The sequence below is a fragment of the Psychrilyobacter sp. genome (assembly GCF_049671765.1).
Lineage (GTDB): Bacteria > Fusobacteriota > Fusobacteriia > Fusobacteriales > Fusobacteriaceae > Psychrilyobacter.
Window position 1 is genome coordinate 1 of record NZ_JBATVM010000059.1, and the last position, 23,178, is coordinate 23,178.

21 protein-coding genes and 1 pseudogene are annotated in these 23,178 nt (G+C 27.9%); 9 read left to right on the plus strand and 13 right to left on the minus strand.

Annotated elements, in window-relative coordinates:
• Both WBG30_RS02995 and WBG30_RS03000 read left to right on the plus strand, forming a co-directional pair.
• Positions 1–1,330 (plus strand): aspartate ammonia-lyase (locus tag WBG30_RS02995; protein WP_424503164.1); only part of this gene is annotated, 1,330 nt, incomplete at its 5' end.
• A gap of 20 nt (positions 1,331–1,350) precedes the next feature.
• Positions 1,351–2,040, plus strand: a complete 690-nt coding sequence (locus WBG30_RS03000; protein WP_424503165.1) for an aspartate/glutamate racemase family protein — start codon at positions 1,351–1,353, stop codon at positions 2,038–2,040.
• A gap of 129 nt (positions 2,041–2,169) precedes the next feature.
• Here WBG30_RS03000 and WBG30_RS03005 read toward each other — a convergent pair whose 3' ends face one another.
• The 6 genes and pseudogenes from WBG30_RS03005 to WBG30_RS03030 all read right to left on the minus strand — a co-directional run bounded on the left by WBG30_RS03005 (position 2,170) and on the right by WBG30_RS03030 (position 7,928).
• Complete coding sequence (locus WBG30_RS03005; RefSeq protein ID WP_424503187.1) at positions 2,170–2,853, minus strand: MATE family efflux transporter; 684 nt, start codon at positions 2,851–2,853, stop codon at positions 2,170–2,172.
• Positions 2,845–3,524: pseudogene (locus WBG30_RS03010) on the minus strand (MATE family efflux transporter); the annotation flags it as partial. The gene WBG30_RS03005 and the pseudogene WBG30_RS03010, both read right to left, overlap by 9 nt.
• Positions 3,525–3,589: 65 nt before the next feature.
• Positions 3,590–4,855, minus strand: coding sequence for an ATP-grasp domain-containing protein (locus WBG30_RS03015; protein ID WP_424503166.1), 1,266 nt, complete (start codon positions 4,853–4,855; stop codon positions 3,590–3,592).
• A 591-nt stretch (positions 4,856–5,446) separates the two neighbouring features.
• Positions 5,447–5,938, minus strand: a complete 492-nt coding sequence (locus WBG30_RS03020) for a hypothetical protein (RefSeq protein WP_424503167.1) — start codon at positions 5,936–5,938, stop codon at positions 5,447–5,449.
• A 168-nt stretch (positions 5,939–6,106) separates the two neighbouring features.
• Positions 6,107–7,453 carry a glucose-6-phosphate isomerase gene (locus tag WBG30_RS03025; protein WP_424503168.1) on the minus strand — a complete coding sequence of 449 codons (1,347 nt, stop codon included), beginning with the start codon at positions 7,451–7,453 and terminating at the stop codon, positions 6,107–6,109.
• Positions 7,454–7,499: 46 nt separating this feature from the next.
• Complete coding sequence (locus tag WBG30_RS03030; RefSeq protein WP_424503169.1) at positions 7,500–7,928, minus strand: S-layer homology domain-containing protein; 429 nt, start codon at positions 7,926–7,928, stop codon at positions 7,500–7,502.
• A 173-nt stretch (positions 7,929–8,101) separates the two neighbouring features.
• Between WBG30_RS03030 and WBG30_RS03035 the strand changes: the two genes are divergently transcribed.
• The 4 genes from WBG30_RS03035 to WBG30_RS03050 all read left to right on the plus strand — a co-directional run bounded on the left by WBG30_RS03035 (position 8,102) and on the right by WBG30_RS03050 (position 12,831).
• Positions 8,102–8,980, plus strand: coding sequence for a LysR substrate-binding domain-containing protein (locus tag WBG30_RS03035; RefSeq protein ID WP_424503170.1), 879 nt, complete (start codon positions 8,102–8,104; stop codon positions 8,978–8,980).
• 178 nt (positions 8,981–9,158) lie between these two features.
• A complete protein-coding gene (locus WBG30_RS03040; protein WP_424503171.1) occupies positions 9,159–10,223 on the plus strand; it encodes a YeiH family protein in 1,065 nt (354 codons plus the stop codon).
• Positions 10,224–10,443: 220 nt separating this feature from the next.
• Positions 10,444–11,565, plus strand: coding sequence for a glutamate 5-kinase (proB, locus tag WBG30_RS03045; protein ID WP_424503172.1), 1,122 nt, complete (start codon positions 10,444–10,446; stop codon positions 11,563–11,565).
• A gap of 18 nt (positions 11,566–11,583) precedes the next feature.
• The gene (locus WBG30_RS03050; RefSeq protein ID WP_424503173.1) at positions 11,584–12,831 is read left to right on the plus strand and encodes a glutamate-5-semialdehyde dehydrogenase; all 1,248 of its coding nucleotides are present in this window, start codon (positions 11,584–11,586) and stop codon (positions 12,829–12,831) included.
• A gap of 70 nt (positions 12,832–12,901) precedes the next feature.
• Here the strand turns inward: WBG30_RS03050 and spoVG are convergent, their stop codons facing one another.
• From spoVG to WBG30_RS03085, 7 genes are all read right to left on the minus strand, one after another.
• Complete coding sequence (gene spoVG / locus WBG30_RS03055; protein ID WP_424503174.1) at positions 12,902–13,204, minus strand: septation regulator SpoVG; 303 nt, start codon at positions 13,202–13,204, stop codon at positions 12,902–12,904.
• 26 nt (positions 13,205–13,230) lie between these two features.
• Positions 13,231–14,100: a 4-(cytidine 5'-diphospho)-2-C-methyl-D-erythritol kinase gene (ispE, locus tag WBG30_RS03060; protein ID WP_424503175.1), complete on the minus strand. Its 870-nt coding sequence runs from the start codon at positions 14,098–14,100 to the stop codon at positions 13,231–13,233.
• A 128-nt stretch (positions 14,101–14,228) separates the two neighbouring features.
• Entirely contained in the window at positions 14,229–14,498 is a 270-nt protein-coding gene (locus WBG30_RS03065) for an RNA-binding S4 domain-containing protein (protein ID WP_424503176.1), read from the minus strand.
• 95 nt (positions 14,499–14,593) lie between these two features.
• Positions 14,594–15,346: a nucleoside triphosphate pyrophosphohydrolase gene (gene mazG, locus WBG30_RS03070; protein ID WP_424503177.1), complete on the minus strand. Its 753-nt coding sequence runs from the start codon at positions 15,344–15,346 to the stop codon at positions 14,594–14,596.
• A gap of 158 nt (positions 15,347–15,504) precedes the next feature.
• Positions 15,505–16,365, minus strand: coding sequence for a peptidylprolyl isomerase (locus WBG30_RS03075; protein ID WP_424503178.1), 861 nt, complete (start codon positions 16,363–16,365; stop codon positions 15,505–15,507).
• 13 nt (positions 16,366–16,378) lie between these two features.
• Positions 16,379–19,339 carry a transcription-repair coupling factor gene (mfd, locus tag WBG30_RS03080; RefSeq protein WP_424503179.1) on the minus strand — a complete coding sequence of 987 codons (2,961 nt, stop codon included), beginning with the start codon at positions 19,337–19,339 and terminating at the stop codon, positions 16,379–16,381.
• Positions 19,340–19,777: 438 nt separating this feature from the next.
• Positions 19,778–21,649, minus strand: coding sequence for a chromosomal replication initiator DnaA (locus WBG30_RS03085; protein WP_424503180.1), 1,872 nt, complete (start codon positions 21,647–21,649; stop codon positions 19,778–19,780).
• 759 nt (positions 21,650–22,408) lie between these two features.
• Between WBG30_RS03085 and rpmH the strand changes: the two genes are divergently transcribed.
• The 3 genes from rpmH to yidD are packed head-to-tail and all read left to right on the plus strand — an operon-like array spanning position 22,409 to position 23,144.
• Positions 22,409–22,549, plus strand: coding sequence for a 50S ribosomal protein L34 (gene rpmH, locus WBG30_RS03090; RefSeq protein WP_028854973.1), 141 nt, complete (start codon positions 22,409–22,411; stop codon positions 22,547–22,549).
• A gap of 50 nt (positions 22,550–22,599) precedes the next feature.
• Positions 22,600–22,938, plus strand: coding sequence for a ribonuclease P protein component (gene rnpA / locus WBG30_RS03095; protein ID WP_424503181.1), 339 nt, complete (start codon positions 22,600–22,602; stop codon positions 22,936–22,938).
• Positions 22,935–23,144 (plus strand): membrane protein insertion efficiency factor YidD, encoded by a 210-nt coding sequence (yidD, locus tag WBG30_RS03100; protein WP_424503182.1) that lies wholly within the window; start codon positions 22,935–22,937, stop codon positions 23,142–23,144. The genes rnpA and yidD overlap by 4 nt, the downstream gene beginning before the upstream one ends.
• The last annotated feature ends 34 nt before the right edge of the window (positions 23,145–23,178 follow it).

The window sequence follows — 23,178 nt, forward strand, 5'->3', positions numbered from 1 at the left end:
AAATAACTTTGGAATCACAGGATATAAATTATCATCGACATTTATTAAATCAATGGCAATGGTTAAAAAAGCTACATCACTTATGAACTTAGAAGCTGGAGTAATAGAGAAAGATGTTGCAGAAGCTATGATTTGTGCTAGTGAAGAGATAATAGCTGGAAAATTTCATGATCAATTTATCACAGATGTAATTCAAGGTGGAGCAGGAACTTCTATGAATATGAATGTCAATGAAGTTATTGCTAATAGAGCTAATGAAATTATGGGTGGGAAATTAGGTAAATATGAATTTGTTACTCCTAATGATCATGTTAATTACGGTCAATCAACAAATGATGTAATTCCTACAAGTGGTAAGCTAACTGTAATTCAATTATGTGAGTCATTATTAAATGAATTAGAAGAATTAAAAAAATCTTTATATGAAAAAGGAGAAGAATTTGATCATGTTATCAAGATGGGAAGAACTCATCTTCAAGATGCCATTCCTATTAGATTGGGACAAGAATTCAAAGCTTATGCTAGGCCTATAAGAAGAGATATTAAAAGAATAAAAGAAACATTAGAAGATTTTTACTTTGTTAATATGGGAGCTACAGCTGTAGGAACTGGATTAAATGCAGATACTACATATGTAAAAGATATTTCAGCTAAATTAGGTGAAGTAACTGGTATGGACTTCAAACAGAGTACTGACCTTGTTGATGGAACTAGAAACTTAGACGGGTTTGTATGGTTATCATCAGCATTAAAAGTATGTGCTGTAAACTTATCTAAGATGTCAAATGACCTTAGATTGATGGCATCAGGACCTAGAGCAGGATTCTTTGAAATCAATTTACCACAAAAGCAACCGGGTTCATCTATCATGCCAGGAAAAGTGAATCCAGTTATACCCGAAGTAATGAATCAAGTTTCTTTCCAAATATTTGGAAATGACTTAACAATAACTAAGGCTGCAGAGGCTGGACAATTGGAATTAAACGTATTTGAACCAGTATTATTCTTTAACTTATTCCAATCTATTCAAATCTTAAAAAATGGTGCTCAAACACTAAATTATAACTGTATCAAAGGAATTACTCCTAATGCAGATAGAACTGAAGAAATGGTACAGAATTCAATAGGAATTATAACTGCTATCAATCCTCATGTAGGGTATGAAAACGCATCTATAGTTGCTAAAGAATCACTGAAAACAGGTAGAACAGTAAGAGAACTTACAATAGAAAAAGGATTATTAACTAGTGAAGAATTAGATGTTATATTAAATGTATATAACATGACTAATCCTGGGATCTCTGGAAAAGAATTAATGAAAACAAATTAGTAGTAAAAGGAGTTAAACTAATGAAAACAGTAGGTATCTTAGGTGGTATGGGACCACTTGCCACAATGGATTTATCAAATAAAATAATAAAATATACCGATGCAAAAAAAGATAGTGATCATGTGCATCTATTAATAGATAATAATACAAAAATTCCAGATCGAACTGCATATATTTTGGGGGAAGGAGAAAATCCTGAGAAGTATCTTATTGATTCAGCTTTAAAATTAGAAGCTATGGGGGCTGATTTTATAGTTATGCCTTGTAATACAGCTCATTATTTTTATGATACTCTAAAGAGCTCTGTAACAATTCCTTTCATAAATATGATAGATGAAATAGCGAAAGAATTAAAAGGGGTAAAAAAGGTGGGGCTCCTAGCTACGAAGGGAACTTATTATAGTAAGATATACGAAGATATCTTTAATAAACGTGAAATAGAAGTCACAATTCCTTCTATAGAATTACAAGAAATTGTAATGGAATTAATCTATAAGGTAAAAAAAGGGGAAAACAATATAGATGAAATAGATATAAATTCTGTTATAGAATACTTTTATAAATTAGGAATTGATAAGATTATTTTAGGATGTACAGAATTACCTGTAGCTTTTGAAAAAATGGAACTAAAGGGAAATTTTTTAGATCCAACCAAAATACTAGCTATTAATACAATAAAATTAGTAGGTAAAAAAGTGATTAAAATATAGAAAAGAGATCAAATAAAAGGACACTAGAAAATTAGTGTCCTTTTAAGATTGATTTTATTGACTTGAATTTTGAAAGTTCCGAAATAGTTATTTCCTAACTTCCATTTTCTTTGTTAAAGAATATCCATACTAGATTTTTGATAAATCTAATTGGTCCATCAAAATTAATTCTTTCAGTTCTTTTTTTATATAAAAAATAGCTAAAAGAGAGGTTATTCCATCTGAAATAGGAAAAGCTATAAGAACACCTAACATACCAAAATATGATGGTAATAGATAAAGTAAGGGTATATTTAATATGATAAGTCTTACAATGACTAATTTTGTTGTAAAACTGCCTTTCCCAATAGATTGAAAATAGTTTGCACAAGTAATGTATAAAGCTGTTCCAGTCATAAAAAACAAATGTCTTTTGATACTCCACGCTGTAAATTCAACTAATTTAGTATCATCTTTAACGAAAAAACTACTAATACTTTCTGCCTTTATCATAATAAATATAACAAATATCATAGATATACTTAATATAATTTTAGAAGAAAGAAGAAAGGTCTCTCTAACTCTCTTATAGTTTTTGGCACCATAGTTGAATGAAAGAATTGGCTGTCTTCCATTATTAAATCCCATAAAACTAGAGCTAATTAATGACCTAATAGTTGTTATAATACCAATTGCAGCAAGGGCTATATCTCCTCCATAAATTAAAAGTTGTTTATTCATAATAAAAATCATAACACCGTATAGAAATTGATTATAAAAAGCTGGGCTACCTATAGAAAATATCTGTTTAATGATTAAAAAATTTGGAAGAATATACTTTTTTCTTAGTCTTAATGTTTTAGATTTTGTAAAACAAATAATAAGGTATAAACTAGGTAGAAAAGTCGCTATAGCAGTAGCTAATGCAGCCCCTTTCATTCCCATATTTAGGTGGGCAATAAAAATATAGTCTAAAATTATATTTAAAAAAGTACTAACCATAGTTATAAACATAGATTTTCGAGCTTTTCCTTCAGTCCGTAAAAAAGCACAAAGAACCATATACATTATTTGAGTTATTATTGCAGGAAACAGCCATTTAGAATAGTTTATAGCATATCCTAAATTATCTTCTGTTCCACCCATTTTAGTTAAAAAAAAGTTTAAAAAATAAAGGATCAATATCGAATAAAAACTTCCAACTAGAATAACCCAAAATATAGTTGTCCCTAATATTTTTTCAGCTTCATCTTGTTTTTTTCTCCTAATCGGATTCCAGTAAGGGCTCCAGCACCGATACTAAATAAAAATCCAGTACCATTTATAAGTAAAATAAGTGGAAAAATTATAGATAGAGCACTCATTGCATATCGGCCAAGATATTGCCCAATAAAATAACGATCTGTGATATTATAAATAATATTTATAAGGGCTGAAATTGTAGAAGGTATTGAAAGCTTTATTAAAAGAGGGAGTAATGCCCCTCTATCCAAGTCTTTATTCAAGATAATCGCCTCCTATTGTTCTAAATTTATGTTATTATTACTACCATAATCTTTTTTCATATTTTTTATATCTCTCTAAAAGATAATTTTATTGTTTTATCTAAAAAATCACAATAATTAACTACTTCGTTATAGCTGTTATGAGTTGAAAAAATAAACCCTGGATAACCATTAAAAAATGACCCCTTTGGAGATGGATAATAAATTTTCCCTATACTTTCCATAAAAAAAGTTTTATAAGTTTCAGGATGATGTTGTATTTCTTTCAAACCTTTAACTTCTAATAATTCTCCGCCTTCTCCTATTTGTACAATATAATTGCAAGCATACTTAGAAATTGATTTAAATAATTCTTTATCTATATCAATAGTTTCTTCTAATGCGACTTTTAAACACAAATCAAGAAAATTTACTCCTGTTGTTTCTTTCACAATAAAATGTGACACTCCTGAGCCTCCAATTCTAGCACCTATTTCTAATATATACGGAATTCCTAAGTTATTAATTCTAGCTTCTACATGGGCTGCTCCATTTTTAATTCCAGCTACTTTTACTCCTTCTATAACATTTTTATATAATAGTTCCATTGTACTAGAATCTAATTTAGCAGGTGCTATATATATAGTTTCTTCAAAGTAAGGACCCACTGGATATCCTTTATAGCCAACAGATAAAATATGAACATCTCCCTTATACGAAAATGTTTCTATTACATATTCTTTACCATCAACATACTCTTCTATAATTATTGGATTTTTAGTAGTTTTCATATTTTCAGTTAGATTAGTCATATATTTTTTGTTGATTTCACTAACAGTTTCAACTGCATTTCGAACTTCTTCAAAATTATTTGCCCTTATAACTCCCATACTTCCCATTCCACTACTTGGTTTTACTACTAATGGATATTTCAATAATTTAACATCACTTTTTTCTATTTTATCTTCTGTATCAATTGAAATATACTTAGATGTATTAACATTGTTTTTTATAAAAAGATCCTTTAACCTTAATTTATTTCTAGTGTTTTTTATAGTCTCTATCGATTGAAAGTTTAAATTTAGGTTTTTACATAAGTGAGACACAAATGTTAGACTTCTTTCAGAAAAACAAAGAATTCCGTCAAAATTATGTTTATTATGGAGTTCTTCTATTATTTTTAGAGCTTTATCAGGTTCATCAAAATAATCTACATAGTGAACTTCTAAATCTTTTCTCTCTTGAATATTCGAATGGCTATTAATACAAAATATTTTTATACCTAATTGTAAAAGTTCGTCTATCGTGTAATCAAATTTTCCTTTGTGATCAAATAAAATTATTTTTTTCATTATTTTTTTACGATAAGACTATTCATTTCTTATCATAATCCTCCTTTTTTTTTATTTTGTTTTTTTTATTAGTACAAAAGTAACATTCATTTGATCAAGTGTCAAATAAAAATAAAATAAATAATAAAAATAAATTATTTTTGAAATAATTAGTTGTCTTTTTATCTACTCTTCTAATCGATCCTGTTAGTGCTTTTTTCCAAAATCTTCCAGATTTAAAATCATAGTGACACAAAAAAAAGACAAATAGATTTAGTTTATCTACTTGTCTTTTGGGGGATATCTAATATGAATATTCCAGTTACTTATTTTAAATAGAATATAAAAAATAGACTCAAAAAGTAAGAGGCTCGGAAAACATATTAAGAATAGTTTCAATAATATTTGAAGATAGATTAGAAGAATATTTATAAAAAATAGTAAAAGAAAAGGGTACCATTTTAAGATACCCTATCAGCTAAGAATGTAATTTGGGATAGACCCCAAAATTTGCAACACTCCCTTTTATTAATATGTTAGCCATACCTTTTTTTATAGTCCTTGACAAAAATTACAGTTTATATACTGGGCCCTATTTTTATTTGTTTAACCTTAATTATTTCTGTTTCCACCGTTCGTTTGGTTACCATTTTTCATTCCATTTCCCATCTGACCCTTCATCATATGATTTCCATTTTTAGATCCTTTATTTCCTCTCATTCCCTTATGTCCCATAGAAATTCCATATTTATCCTCTATCTCACTTCTAAATTTCATACTCTCTAATCTTTGATCAGCTTTCATCTCTGAAATTTGATTATTTACTCTTTCAACACTCTTCCAATTAATTTTATCCTCTGTTAATAATTTTTCTAATTCTAATTCTTTAGATTTAATATCTAGACCTTTTTTGTAGTTAGCATCTCTTCTATCTTCCATTACCCTTGTTAGTTCGATCTGTTGACTATCAGATAAGTTATCCATCATTTGAGTATGGTTAAATCCTCTTTGACCACCATTATTAGTATTTTTCATATTATTATTTCCTGCTCCAAAAGATAGTGCTGATACCATTAATAAACCTACTATTATTTTCTTTTTCATTTTAATCACTCCCTGATTTAATTATTTTATTTCTATTTATATAGTTATAATAACCGACCATTGTGAAGTTAATGTGAAGAGTAAAAAATAATTATTAATAAAAAAGAACATAAGATTCAATACCCATAACAGATATCTAATCTTATGTTCTTTATTTTAAAAAAAATATTACTTTAATCTTTTTTTGATTTCTTCTGTCTCTTTTTCAAATCCTGGTTTTTCTAATAGAGCAAACATATTACTTTTATAAGCTTCTACACCTGGTTGATCAAAAGGATTTACTCCTAAAAGGTATCCACTGATTGCACAAGCTTTCTCAAAGAAGTAGTACATATACCCTAAATGATAGGGGGTAGCTTCTGGTAAATTAATAGTTAAGTTAGGTACATTTCCATCTCTATGAGCTAATCTAGTTCCTTCTGCTGCCATTTTATTTACGTAATCCATAGTTTTCCCTGCTAAATAGTTTAGTCCATCTAAATTTAAGTCATCCTCTTCTATAACCATATCTAATTCTGGAGTTTCTATATTAATAAGAGTTTCAAAAAGATGTCTCTTTCCATCCTGAATATATTGTCCTAAAGAATGGAGATCAGCAGTAAAATCTGCTGATGCAGGATACAGTCCTTTGTTATCTTTACCTTCAGATTCTCCAAATAATTGCTTCCACCATTCTGCTATATAATGTAATCTAGGTTCATAGTTTATCAATAACTCTATGTCTTTACCTTTTTTATGTAAGATATTTCTTACCGCTGCATATTTATAACAATCGTTCTCAGCATATGGTACTTTGTAGTCTACCATTGCCTCTGCTGCTCCTTCCATAAGTCCATCTATATCTATTCCTGCTGCTGCTATAGGTAATAATCCTACTGCTGTTAAAACAGAGAATCTTCCTCCTACATTGTCAGGTACTACAAATGTTTCATATCCTTCACCTGTAGCTAATTTTTTTAATGCTCCTTTTTCTGCATCTGTTGTAGCATAGATTCTATCTTTAGCTTCATCTTTTCCATATTTTTCTATAAGTAATTTTTTTAATACTCTAAATGCAATTGCTGGCTCAGTAGTTGTACCTGATTTAGATATTACATTTACTGAAAAATCTCTATCTCCAATCAATTCTATTAGATGCTTTAAATAAGTTCCTGAAATATTAGTTCCTGCGAAATATATCTCTGGAGTATCTCTTTTTTCTGCTGGTAATTCATTGTAAAATGTATGAGTTAAAAATTCGATTGCAGATTTAGCTCCTAAATAAGATCCACCTATTCCAACTACAATTAAAACTTCTGATTGTTTTTTTATTCTTTCAGCAGCTACCTTAATTCTGTTAAATTCCGCTTTGTCATAATCTGATGGTAAATTTACCCATCCTAAAAATTCGTGCCCTGCTCCTGTTCCTTCCATCAACGCTTTTTCTGCTGTCTCAATATAATTATTCATAAATTCTAATTCGTGACCACCAAAAAACTGGTCATTATTAGAAAAATCAAATGATAATTTTTTCATCTTTTGTCCTCCTACAACTACTTAATTTTAAATAACAATATATTTATTATTTCATTTTTTCTAATTCCAACTTTAATTTTTCAATCTCTAGTTCGTTATTTCGAACTCTTTGATTTAACATTTTTATATTATCTTCATTGGCTTTTATCTTTTTTATATATAAATCTGTATTAAATCCCATCTTATTTAGTTCATTGGAAAAATCATAGACCAGATGTTCTAAAATTAATAAATCTGATTGGCTAGCTTTAGTTTCATCTATCTTATTTAGAGTTTTAGACAGATAGTAAATCAAGTCGTACTTATTGATCTTTTTATCCCCATCAAAACTTGTAGAATCTTTGGGTAAAATCCCGTTTATATATAGATTTTCAATTGCTCTATATGCCCAATGCTCGTCAGATATATCTCCATACATCTGCGAACTAAAAGAAATAGAGGTCACAACTATAAATATTATTAATATTTTTTTCATATTTTCCTCCATCTAATAGTTTTAACTTCTACTTTGAGTATAGCATATGTTTTTTTAGTTCGCAATTCCATTCCAAGTGTAAAATAAAACTCAAAAGTTGCAAAACAAAGTCAATCTTTCCCTTGACAAATTAAGGAATAATAGGTTAAACCTATTATAAAGGAGAAAATATTATGACAATAAGAAAGTTAGAGATCTATTACACTGTATCTGAAATACTTAATATGACAGAGGCTGGTAAAATCCTTTACATAAGCCAACCTTCCATAAGTCAGGTTATAAAAGAATTAGAAGAAGAAATGAGTGTTAAATTATTTCAGAGAATAGGACGAAAACTTTATATAACAGAAGAGGGAAAAGTCTTCCAAAAATATGCATTGAGAATATTAAATTTATATGAAGAGTCTCAAAAAGCAATGGATGATATGAGGGAAGTTAGGTCTGGAAATCTAAGGATAGGGGCTAGCACAACTATAGGAACATATCTTTTGCCTGATATCATAGCTGATTTCAAACAAGAATATCCCAAAGTTGATATAGAACTATATATTACAAATACTCTGGAAATATCAGAAGATTTATTAAAAAATAATATAGATATAGGACTCGTAGAAGGAAAAGTAGAAGCTGAAGAACTCGAAACTCTGGATCTTTGGGAAGATGAAATGGTTATAATCTCATCTCCTAATAAAAAATGGAAAAAAGAAATAAATAGTAAAAAATTAGAAGAAGAAACTTTTATCCTCAGAGAAAAAGGAAGCGGTAGCAGAAAAACTTACGAAGATGCGTTGGGAATAAGAGATAAAAACATCTTTGTATTTGGAGGAACTGAAGCAATAAAAAGAGCGGTGATAAAAGATCTAGGAGTAGCTTGTGTCTCTAAATTAACCATAGTAGAAGAGCAAAAAAGAAAGGAAATATCTGTCAGCAGAATAAAGGATTTAGAGATAAAAAGGCATCTAAAACTACTTTATCATAAAGATAAGGAATTTTCTAAATTGATAGAAAAATTTATAGAGTTTTCCAAAGGATATAATTTATCTAAAAAATAAAGATCTGCACTGACCTCATTGGGTTAAGTTATTACTTTTCATGTAATAGTTTAACCTAATGAGGTTTCTTTTTTTTAATACATAGCATATAACCTATGCTAAATATTAATTATTAGTATTTAACTTATGATTAAACTTAGTTTAAAATATAACTATATTAATAAAGGGAGTGAGAGATATGAATATAAAAAAAATTATACCGGGATTTATTGTTTGTTCTGTGATTGCATATATCGGAAGTGTTTTAGGTGAGGTTTTTCCCAAATTAGGAGGTGCAAGTTTCTCTATCATACTGGGAATTATTATAGGAAATACTTTAGCTAAAATTGATAAATTTGCTGCTGGATCTGTTTTTTCAGAGTCAAATTTATTGTCTTATTCAATAGTTCTTTTAGGAGGGACCCTCAATATATATAGTGTTTTTAGTGTAGGAGTCAAAGGAGTAAGTTTTATTATCCTTCAAATGGTAACAACTGTCGCAGCTGCTTTATGGATTGGAAAAAAGATGAAATTTGAGAAAAAATTTACATATCTAATGGGTAGTGGGAACGCAGTATGTGGATCGTCGGCAATTGGAGCAGTCTCTCCCGTTGTTAAACCAGAAAAAAGTGATCTCGGGATATCTATTACAATAGTAAACTTAGTTGGAACTGTATTGATGTTTTTACTTCCTCTTATCTCTAGAATAATATTTAATGGAGACACCGTTATGACCTCTGCTCTTATAGGAGGGATTCTTCAATCGGTAGGACAGGTTATTGGAGCCGGTCAATTAGTTAATAGTGAGGTCTTAGAGTTAGCTACAATATTTAAAATAATAAGAATTATATTCATAGTGGTATTGGTTACTTATTTAGGTAAAAAAGTCGCTGCAGATAGTAAGATGGCTCAGATTGAAAAAGAAATAAAAATCGAGGTTGAGATAGAAGTAAATGAAGCTACTTTAGAAGGAACTAAAAAAAATGGATTTAAAAAATTAAATATCCCTTGGTATATTACTGGGTTTTTCATTTTTACAACTCTAAAAACTTTAGGAGTATTCAATGGAGATCTTTCAAATATATTTCACTTTATAAGTTCTAAATTTGAGATCATAGCTCTTGCAGGAATAGGAATGAGAGTCAAATTAAGCACTCTCTTTAGTCAGGGTCCTAAAGCTATAACATATGGATTAGCAATTGGAGTAATACAAGTAGTTTCTGCTATAACATTTATAAAGATAATGTATGGGTTAAACTTCTAAAAATACAAAATTAATAAATCTAAAGACAATATAGTTACTTTTCGATATATCGAATTTATTGCAAAACATTTATCTTTTTTCTTAAAATTCAAAACTTAATCTCTTATAATTTTTTTATTTAATTGAAAGTAAATATTTTTTAAGCGTTTTTTTCCTTTTAACGAATATTAAAAACTATGATATACTGTAAAGAAAATTAAAATTTAGAAGGTGGGATTTTATGACTCGAAAAGATTATTTAAAAGACACAAAACGATTAGTTATAAAGGTAGGAACATCTACTCTTACATTTGAAAATGGATTATTAAATCTATCTAGAATAGATAAATTAGTCCGTGAACTAGCTAACCTCCACAACAAAGGGTATGAAGTTATATTAGTTACCTCAGGGGCTATTGGAGCTGGAATGGGTAGTTTAGGATTAAAAGAAAGACCTAAAACTCTACCAGATAAACAAGCTGTTGCATCTGTGGGACAGGTTGCTCTTATACACCTATATCAGAAATTATTTTCTGAATATGGAAAACAAATAGGACAACTACTTTTAACAAAGGGTGATATATCCAATCGTGGAAGATACTTAAATGCTCGAAACTCTTGTCTGAGATTGATTTCTATGGGAATAATTCCAGTCATTAATGAAAATGATTCGGTTGCTGTAGAAGAGATAAAAGTAGGAGATAACGATACTCTCTCAGCTTTTACATCTACCTTGATAGATGCAGATCTATTACTTATCCTATCTGATATAGATGGTCTCTATACTGGTAATCCAAAAATTGATCCTAACGCTACCCTTATCAATACAGTTAAAAAAATAGATAATCATATTAAAACTATAGCTACTGGAGCTGGAAGTAAATTTGGAACTGGAGGTATGGCTACTAAAATAAGTGCTGCTGAGATAGTCACTTCTGCTGGAATTCCTATGATTATAGCTAAAGGATTTGATCCTTCACTTATAGGAGATATCATGGATGGTAAGGAAATCGGAACACTGTTTTTAGAGACTAAGATAAAATTAAAAGCTCGTAAACATTGGATCACCTATGGAACTACAAAAACAGGTAAGATCTTTATAGATGATGGAGCTATAGCAGCTTTAAAAAGTCATCATAGTCTTCTTTCTATTGGAATTGTGAAATGTCAAGGTGATTTCCACAGGGGAGAAGTTGTATCTATTTGTGATAGTAAACAACATGAAATTGCTGTTGGAATTTCTAACTATAATCAGGTTGAGGTAGATCTTATCAAAGGAAAAAACTCATATGATATTAACAACATTTTAGGACATAAAGATTATGATGAAGTTATACATATGGATAACATGTTTATTTTTTAATAAAGGAGATATAAAATCATGAAAAATTATATGAATAATATGGGTATCTTAGCTAAAAAAGCTTCTAGAAAATTACTTAAAATGGACACTACTACTAAAAATAATATATTAGAAGAAATGGCTAAAGAACTTTTAAACAATGTAGAATTTATAAAAATAGAAAATGAAAAAGATCTAATTAAAGGTAAGAAAAACGGACTTACACCTGCTTTTATTGACAGGTTGACTCTAACTGAGGAAAGAATTCATGGGATGGCTCAAGGGATTAGAACACTTATAGCTTTAGATGATCCCATCGGTGAAACTTTAAGTGGATTCAGACATGAAAATGGGATGGAGATATCACAGATTCGTGTTCCTTTAGGTGTTATTGGTATGATCTTTGAATCTCGTCCAAACGTTACTGTAGATGCTGCTGTTCTCAGTTTAAAATCTGGAAATGCTATTATCTTAAGAGGTGGATCGGATGCTCTTTGTTCAAATATGGCTTTAGCAAAAGTAATAACTGAGGCAGGTAAAAAATTAGGTTTACCTAATGGTGCTATTCAATTAATTGAGAATATCGATAGAAATTGTGTAACGGAATTAATTACCATGAATGATTTTATAGATGTAATTATTCCCCGGGGAGGTAAAGGATTAAAAAAAGCTATCCTTGCAAATGCTAGTGTTCCTGTGATAGAAACCGGTGCTGGTCTATGTCATACATACGTTGATTCAAATGCAGATTTGAAGATGGCTATAGATATTATTATCAATGCCAAAACTTCTAGGCCAGGAGTATGTAATGCTATGGAAACGCTCTTGGTTCATAACCATAGTCTCTCTAAATTACTGCCTAGTTTGGGAGAAAAATTAGTAGATTTAGGAGTAGAGATTCGAGCTGATGAAAGATCTATAAAATATTTACCCAATGCTATCCCTACAACTGATAGTGACTGGAATACTGAATATTTAGATCTTATTTTATCTATCAAAACTGTAGATTCCATAGATGAAGCTATAAAACATATAGATACTCACTCTACGAAACATTCAGAAGCAATAATTAGTGAAAATTACAAAAATACTCAAAAATTTTTAAGGGAAGTAGATTCTGCAGCAGTTTATGTTAATGCTTCTACTAGATTTACTGATGGAGGAGCCTTTGGATTTGGAGGAGAAATTGGTATTAGTACTCAAAAACTCCACGCAAGAGGACCTATGGGAATAAAGGAGCTTACTTCTGTTAAATATATAATTAGAGGAGATGGGCAGATTAGATAATTTTATCTCTTTTCTTCAATAAAAAAATGCCGATAAATTTCGGCATTTTTTATTGTTTTTATATACTTTTTTAACCCTCTACAGGATTTATTTCCTCTGTATGTTTTATCTCTTCAATGCTTTCATTGTATTTTTTTATAACAATCTCTGTTAAAATTCTTCTTAAATCTGGCGTAATAGGATGAGCTATATCTTTAAATTCACCATTGGGCATCTTTCTAGATGGCATAGCCACAAACATGCCTTTTTGACCATCGATAACTTTTAATCCATGAATAACAAAACTTCCATCCAATGTGATATCCGCATAAGCCTTTAATTTTAATTCATTTTCATTTTTTACTGTTCTCAGTCTTACATCTGTAATATTCATTTTTAGTACTCTCCTTTTTAGTTTATTCAAAGAAAACTACATATTTCAACTTTGCAGCCCTCCATTGTTGTTTTTATTTTGTTATAAATTTGATCTATATTATCTTTTTCTACAAAAGAATAATAACAACTACCACTACCAGACATATAAAACTTCATATCTTGAGTTTTGCCTAAATCTTCTAATTTTTTTCTAAATTTAATTATATTTTTATCCTCTAATAATAATACTTGTTCCAAATGATTTTCTAAGTAATTTTCTATTTCTTCTAAATTCCCAGACTTCATACCTTCTATAATTTTATCTATATCAGCATCTTTTTTATCTTTTAATTTAGCATAATTTTTATATGCTACTACAGTACTTACACCAAAATTGGGTTTTATTAAAATTATTTTATCTTTTATGTTATTTTCTATTTCTTCTAAATTTTCTCCAATCCCCTCTACCCTACTAGATTTATTTAAAAGAAAAAATGGGATATCTGCACCAATATCTTTGGTTATCTCTATTGCTCTTTGAAAACTTATAGGATTTCCATAATATTCATTCAATGTATTAAAGAAAAAGGCACCATTAGAACTCCCTCCTCCAAGACCAGCTTGAGATGGAATATTCTTTTTTAGATATACCTCTATCATCTGTTCTTCTAATCCAGTTTCTTTATAAAATACCTTATAAATTTTATATATTATATTCTCTTTCCCAACAGGGATTTCTTTCTTATTCGTATCTATCTTTAAATTTCCTTTTTTCTCTCTAAAATTTACAGATAAATCATCTGCAAGAGAAATTGGAACCATCACCATATCTAAAAAATGATATCCATTTTTTGCTTTTCCAACTATATTCAATCCTAAATTTATCTTAGCATTTGATTTTAACTCAACAATCACTAATTCTCCTTTATGTATACACTCAATAATAAACCATTTTTTATCTATCTTATAATTAATCTTACTTTTAACCACATTTCAGCTTTTCTCAACTGAGACTAAATTGAATATTAGTGGATCGAAAGAAATTATTCTCCTGTCTCTATTTCTTTTACTTCTAATATTTTAAATAATTCTTCAGCTTTATCTTTTTTAGTATTTCCACTAGGTACCTCTAAAACTTCAACCTTCATATATTTACTAAAATATTCCAATTCAATTATATCTCCTACACTCACTGTGGTTCCTGCCTTGGAAATTTTCCCATTTAATTTTACCTTTTTATTATCTAATACAGTCTTTGCTACAGGTCTTCTTTTTATTATTCTAGAGACCTTAAAAAATTTATCTAAACGCATCGTTCCTCCTAATTTTAATATCTTAAAAAAAGATACTATTCCATAATATTTTATACTATATTTTTTCTTCCTCTCCAAATTAAATATTTTTAAGGCTATTTCTTTTTAGCTTCATCCCATAACCTATCCATCTCTTCTAATGTGCTCTTTCCTAAGTCACAATTAGCTTCTACATATCTAAATCTATCCTCAAATTTATTATTTGTTTTCATAACAGAATCCACAATATCTATATCTAATTTTCGAGCAATATTTACCAACGTAAAAACAACATCTCCAATCTCTTCTTTTAAATTTTCCATGTCATTTTTTTCATAGGCTGCTCTCATCTCTCCTAATTCTTCCTCTAATTTATTCAATGCTCCCACTTCATCTTCCCAATCAAATCCCACTTTAGCAGCTTTAACCTGTAATTTATATGCCTTGGCTAATGGTGGATAAATTTTTGGAATTCCATCTAAAATAGATTTTCTACCCCTATGTTCTTTTTCTTTTTTCTTTATTTCATCCCAGTTTTTAATAACATCCTTTGTTCCTTTTACCTCTACCCCTGCAAAAATATGAGGGTGTCTTCTAATTAATTTTTCACTGACTTTTTTAGCTACATCATCAATTGTAAATTCTCCCTCCTCCTCTTTTATTAAAGATTGAAAAATAATATTTAGTAAAAGATCTCCTAACTCCCCCTTTAATTCCTCTCCACCTATATCCATTACTTCCAAAGTTTCGTAGGTTTCTTCTAATAAATAAGGTTTCAAACTCTCAATAGTTTGTTCTCTATCCCACGGACACCCATCAGGAGCCCTTAATTTTTTCATTATATCTACCAACTTATAAAATTCATTCATCTTTTTCCTCCAATAATAAAATATATCTAATATGTATACACTCAATAATAAACTCTTAATTTAATATATTTACTTCTAGTTTTAATAGTATTTCATTTTTTTAAAAAATGCAATAAAATAGGTGGCTAAGCCACCTATTTTATTTTTCTATATAACTTTTATTTTTTTATATAATCTTTTTTTAAGTCTTCTACCCATACTCTATACTCTTCAGCCCTTTTCTTATTTAATAGTTCCTTCTCTAAAGATTGTCTTACTTCTTCAAAACTTAAATATCCAGCCTCTTTTTTATCTTCAACATATATTATATGATAACCAAATTGTGTTTTAACAACAGTTCCATATATTTTTTCCGGTACCCCTGTAAAGGCCGCATCAGCAAATTCTTTTACCATAGAAGTTTTATCAAACCATCCAAGCTCTCCACCATTTTCAGATGTAGGTCCCTCAGAATATTTTTTTGCCATTTCATTAAAGTTTGCTGGTGTAACCTCTTTTAATATTTTTTCAGCTCTTTTTTTAGCAGCTTTTATTTGAACCTTAGTCATGCCTTCACTTACATTTATTAATATATGAGCAGCTTTTATCTGCTCAGGTCTCTTAAAATTTTCTTTATTTTTTTCATATTCAGCCTCTAATTCTGTATCTGTTAACTTTACACTTTCTACTATTTTCTTATTAACTACATGATTTATCAATAGATCTTCTTTAACACTTTCTAAATCTTTTTTATAAGATTCAGTATTTTCAATTCCTGTTTTTATAGCTTCCTGTTTTAAAATCTTTCTTACAGTTATTTCTTCTATTAGAGCTGCTCTACCTTTTTCAGATTTAGAATATTCTTTATACTGAGCTGGAAGAGTTGCTATTTTTTCCTGTAATTCTGTTTCAGTTAAATTTTCATTCCCAATAACCATAATTACATTAGATTCATCTTTAGTTTTTACTCCTCCCTCTTTTTTATTACAAGCTGTCAACGCCAGTGAGGCGATGATTAATATTATTGCCATTTTTTTCATTTTGTTCCTCCCTTTATTTATAATCTTCAAAAAATTCTCTTATACTATCTATTTCAATAACTCCTTCTTTTTGAAGATATCTTATTTTTTTAGACAAGATTAATTCTTGAATTTTTTCAATATTTATTTTGCTTTCTATAAATTTTATCCTATATGATCCATCCTCTAGTTTTATACTTTGAATATAATTTTTTTGAGCTTTAATTTTTATAACCAAATACTCAAATAGATCTTCTACGACTTTTGGTAATTTTCCAAATCTATCCTTTACCTCATCTTTCATTTGCTCTAATTCAGAGATTGTATCTATAATAACTAATCTTCTATATATAACTATTTTTTCTACTTCCTCTATATATTCACTAGGTATATACCCATGAACGCCTATATCTAGCTCTATATCCTCTGCTATGATTTCTTTTCCCTTTATTTTTTTTATTTCTTTATCTAGCATCTTAAGGTACATATCATAACCAAATATTTTTAATGCCCCATGCTGTTTCTCTCCTAAAATTTCTCCTGTTCCCCTTATTTTCATATCCTCTAAAGATAATTTAAATCCTGCTCCTAGGTCTTTTATTTCTTTTATTGATTCTCTTTTCTGTTTTCCTTTTTCTGTTCCACCTTTTAAAGAATCTACTAATAAATAACAATAGGCTCTTTTACTACTTCTTCCTACCCTTCCACGAAGCTGATATACTTGGGATAATCCTAATTTATCAAAATTTTCTATAAGAATAGTGTTGGCATTTTCTATGTCTATGCCATTTTCTATGATTGTAGTTGTCAGAAGTACATCTATCTCTCCATTTTCAAAAGAGTTTATCTTATACTTTATCTCATTTGAAGGCATTTGACCGTGGATAAAATCTATTACAACGTATTCAGAAATTATTTCTTTCAATTCTTTTAGTTTTACTCTCATTCCTTTAACAGAGTTATATAGATAAAAAACCTGCCCCTCTCGAGCTATTTCTTTCATGATAGCGTTTTTTATATCACCTTTATTTTTTTCTATAATATAAGTTTCTATTGGGACTCTATTAGTTGGAGGAGTCTGAATAATAGATATATCCCTTATTCCTAAAAGAGCTAAATTTAATGTTCTAGGAATTGGGGTTGCTGTTAATGTCAACATGTCTACATTGTTTCTCATTGTTTTTAAATGTTCTTTTGCCTTCACTCCAAATTTTTGTTCTTCATCTATTATAACTAGACCTAGATCTTTAAACTTTATATCTTTAGATAATAACCTATGAGTTCCAATAACAAGGTCTACCACACCATCTTTTATTTTTTTTACTATCTCTGTCTGCTCTTTAGTAGTTTTTAATCTAGATAGTAATTCCAATTCTAGTGGAAAATTTTGAAATCGCTCCTTAAATCTTTCAAAGTGCTGAGTAGCCAAAACTGTAGTAGGAGCTAATATCACAACTTGCTTACCATCCATAAGAGCCTTAAATGCCGCTCTCATAGCTACCTCTGTTTTTCCATATCCAACATCCCCACAAACTATCCTGTCCATAACAGAGGGTGATTCCATATCCTCTTTAACCTCTAATATAGCTTTTAGTTGATCCTTAGTCTCATTATATGGAAATCCTTCTTCAAATTCTTCTTGCCAAATAGTATCTTTGGTAAACGAATAACCTACATTCATAGCTCTTTTCGCTTGTATTTCTAGTAGTTCTATGGCAAATTTTTCTATCTCTTTTTTTATTTTTTCCTGTCGTTTTCTGAATCCTCTTCTACCTAATCTAAATATATCAGGTACTATCCCTGGTTCAGATATATACCGCTCTATTTTATTTAGACTGGCTATAGGTACAAAAAGTTTATCCTCATCTGCATATTTTATTTTTAAATAGTCTTCACTATTTATATCTTCTACTCCTAAATAAATTCCTACACCATAAATTTCATGGATTATATAATCATTTGGTAGTATTTGCTCTATTTTTTTTAATTTTATCCCATCTGACCTTTTTTCACTTCTCTTTACTCTAATTCCTTTTAATTCCCTATCCGTCAGAATAAGATTATTTTTATATTTAAACCCTTCATAGTGGGGGGATCTCTCTATTTTTATAGATGTTCCATTAAATATTTCACTATATCTTCTTTTTTCCTCTGTCAATATTGTTATATTTTTATTTTGAGATAATTTTTTTATATAATCATAATTTTTATAATTTTCGATCTCTTCATCTTCAAATCTTTTTAACTCTATCTTTTCCGATATATTTTTTATTTTAGAATATTCTAGACGAATTTCTTCCTCATCTTGTCTTTTATCTAAAATATATTCCTCTACCTTATAATCGAGGATTTCTTTATTCTCTAAATATATTTTTCTTTTCCCATCTTTTATCTTATCTAATAAATCTAAAAATGTATAATTTTCATCTTTATTTTTGTTTATGTACATTTGAATATTATTTATTTTTTCCATTGATCTCTGAGTTTCTGCATCAAATATACGGATTTCTTCTAACATATCATCAAAAAATTCTAAACGAATTGGATTTTTACCATCAAAAGCAAATATATCCAATATATCTCCCCTAAGGCTATATTCACCTCTTTTTTCAACCAAATAATTTTTTTTAAATCCACTTTTTTCCAATTTTTCTATTATCTTTTTTAATTTATATTCTTTTTCTACACAAAACTCTAATAATTCAGAATTTATAAAGTATTTTTTAAAGATACTCTCAATAGATATTAATATTTTTGAATTCTTTAGCTTTAATTTTTCCAACAACTCAAAGGTTATACAATCAAACTCTTCCTCTGTATAATTATAATTTTCTATCTTTAAAACATCCATCTCTTGCTTTAATGTAAAATAGTAGTCGATTATATTTTTATTAGAAGAGGATATATATATTACTTGATCTTTTTCAGATTCCAAAAAATAGGGAACTCCTCCCCTATATAATTTTCCATTATTTATTGTTGATTTAAGCTTCATAAATACCCCTTTATTTTTGTTAGTATACATTTATATCTTATATTTTTAATGCACCATTGATAATGTTAGTATTTTTCACCTTTATTCATATATATAGATTTTATCATATATTTCAAATGAAAAACACAATAAACTTTTTTGAAGTTTATTTTTAGTAAAAGAACTAAATAATATTATATCATTTATGTATATAATCAATAATAAAAGTATATAAATATATTTATTTGACTTTATTTTTGTATATAGACATATATATGGAAGAATTTTATATTAATATTTATATGTCTCTAAACAAAAATAAAAATCCTATTTTGTTTATTTTTTCAAAATATTAGTTGTATTTATTTGGTTTAAGAAGCACATTCTTTCTATGTATACACTCAATAATAAAGTATAAACAAATAAAAAAAGATCACTTCAGCGACCTTTTTTTATTTGTTATTTACCATCTTTTAAAGCAATCCCTATATATTTTTTTAGTGTTATAAAATATACTCTTTTAGACACCTTTCTCAAATTATATAAAAATTCTTTTGGTATATCCTCGTATTGAGAACATAGTTCTAAAGCTTTTTCTTCTATTATTAATTTTTCAAATTCATCTAACCCATGATAATCTTGCATAATATCATGTTTTGGTATATCTTCAATAACATCTTTTATATTTGTTACCTCTGGATTTTTTAGATGTTTTCTTGCTTTCTTTAATTGTTTTTTACTTTTTAAAGGTTTTTCTCTAGTTACTTGGTTAAATAAAGTTAAATTATTCTTATTGGATTTTCTGGCATTTCTATCCATCTTTCTTAAATTTCGTAGTATTCCATTAATATATTGAACTAAGGTTGATTTTATCTCTGAGTTTAGACGTTTATACAAAAGGTTTAATATATCTATTGCAACTTCTTCTCCATCTTCCCTTATAATCTTTTTAAATTTATTATCCACTCTTTTATTCCAAGCTCTAGAAACAAATATATTTCTCTTACACTTAATTATCTTACTCTGAAGTTCCTCTGAAAAATCTTTTAGTCTTTCTCTTACATCTTCAGATAAGTTTATTTCATTAGTTTTATTCTTATCAATCTTATTATTAACTATCTCAGCATCTATAATCTCATTATTATCTCTAATTTTTAATTCTTTTATCTTATCTTTTATTTTTTCTTTAGTTATAAATGTCTTTTCTTTTTTAGCTTTTTTAGCAGCATTTACTGCATCCCATTTACCTTTATATTCAACTTTTTTTTCTGTTCCATTTAGATAACTAGATATGTGACAAGTTCCATCTTTATCTTGGTTAAACCTATAGTTTATGTAATAACTATCTTCTTCAGCAACAAATTCAGAATTAAAATAGTCCATATATCCCAATTCTTCTAAAAGTAAAAAAGCTTTCTCAATTCTTTTTAATACTTGTTTTACCCTACTTAGTACATAGGTCCTTTTCTCTCCAGTTTTATTAACTCTTTCTGTTTCTTGTTCCATTTTTAATGGAATTATAGCAGCTAAAGTTCTAATATTTATAGAATCCTCTTGTTTAGAATATCTTATTTTACTAATATATTTATAGATCCTTGCCGCAATTGGGTCTTTTTCCATTATCTCTATTAGCGCTTTAGAATTATATTTTATATATCTTTTATCTTTAATTTTATTTCTAATATTTTTATTTAAAGTTACTTTATAGTATACTTTTGTTCCAACTTTAAGTTTTTGATACGTCAGTAGTTTGAATTCTTCGTCTTCAAATTGATAGTTTCCTAATTTACTGTGGTTAGACACTTCAAATTGATACTCAGTACTCTTTAAATTTTTAAGAGCTTGAGCTACTTTAGTATAATAATTTCTATTCATCTTATTTCCTAAAAAATTAACTATAAAGTCTGAAATTTCAAACTTTATATATTCATCTGTATCGTTGGTCTCTTTTTTTAATTCATAAAGAGAGATCAGATATGTATAAATTTTTTCTTCAAAAATAGATGGTTGGTATATTTTATCTTCTGAATTTTTTGCAACTAATGTACAATACATAGTTACTCCTAGATCTTCAAAAGAATATTTGAAATTTATTTTTTTATTTTGTTTTTGAGGTGTAAAAAATGGAAAAACAATCATTTCTATTGGTATATTAATTATGTTTTCTTTTAAATCTAAAAAATTTCCAGTCTCTTTTATGACAACTTCTCTGACTTCAATCTCAGGGAGTTCACTCATTTTTATATCAACTTTAGTTAGGTCAGTCAACAATGATCCAGTTTTATTCAAATTAAATTTATCTATCAAACCCAAATTTGCTTCCTTTGACATAACTCCTCCATTAATTTTTTGTCCATTCACAATAATAATCCTAGTGTTATATATAATATCATCAAAATTAAATAAATTCAATCTTTATTTTTGAAAGTATACATATGGTTTTATCTATAATTAATTGACATATAAGTCATTTGTTTTATTTCTTTACTAAAATAAAAAGTTCATATAATCACTTTATTAAATTATACTGAAAGGTTAATAAGAAAATATGTACATGAACATTAATAAACTATGTATACTTAACACTCCTAATTATATTGAATATAGAAAAAATAAGTATTGAAAACATTAGAAAAAAAATATGTACACAGACAATAATAATTTTATGGTCTTATATTTATTATATTTATTGACCTCAAATAAGCTATAATATTCAAAACTCTTAAAAAATAAGGAATTCAAACTATGTATACCCACAATAATAATAATTATATAAATAATTCAACATATTTATTGGGCTTAGATTATTAATAGAACTAAAAAACCTTTAAAAATAAGGTTTCTAACAAATGTCTATTAACAATAATACTAATAAATAATTTATTTCTTTTCTAACCCTTTAAAAATAATGATTTTCTTTATAACAAATATTGGCTTTACTTTTACTACATCTTACAAAAAACAAATACTCTTTTTGGTTACTTTTATAAAAAACTTATTAAAAATTATCTTGACAAAATATAACTTATATATTAGAATTATAAACTGAAATGACAATTTATTTTAAAGCAATTAGGAGGTGTATCAAAGATGGCAAGTAAGAGAACTTTTCAACCTAACAATAGAAAAAGAAAGAAAGAACACGGATTCAAAAAAAGAATGGCAACTAAAGCAGGAAGAGCTGTATTAAAAAGAAGAAGAGCTAAAGGTAGAACGAAATTGTCAGCATAAAACCCGGTGTTCATATCACCGGGTTTTTAAAAATATTTTAAGGAGATTTTATGTTGAAATTAAAAACAAAATCTGAATTCTTAAAAGTATATAACCAAGGAGAAAAACACTTTGGTTATTTTCAGTTGATCTATTTTAAGAAAAATAATTTTAAAGAAAATAGATTAGGAGTAGTAGCTAGTAAAAAAACTGGCAATGCTGTTTGTCGGAATAAATTAAAAAGACTTTTTAGAGAAAATTTTAGAAAACAAGATAAGAATTTAAAACAAGGATATGATATAATTTTTATAGCTAAAAAAAACGCAGGAGAACAATTTAGGACTTTAAATTTATCCATGATTGAAAAGGATAGTATGAAAATATTAAAAAGAGCTAAAATATTTCTATGAAATATCTTTTAATACTTTTTGTAAAATTATATCAATGGTTTATATCACCTGTCCTAAAAAAAAATTGTAGATTTGAACCTACATGTTCAACTTACATGATATTAGCAATAAAAAAATATGGAAGTATTAAAGGTGTATATCTAGGTCTTAAAAGATTATCAAAATGTCATCCTTTTTGTAAGGGTGGTTACGACCCAGTACCTTAAATAATAAGGAGGAATAAAATTGACAATACCTGGA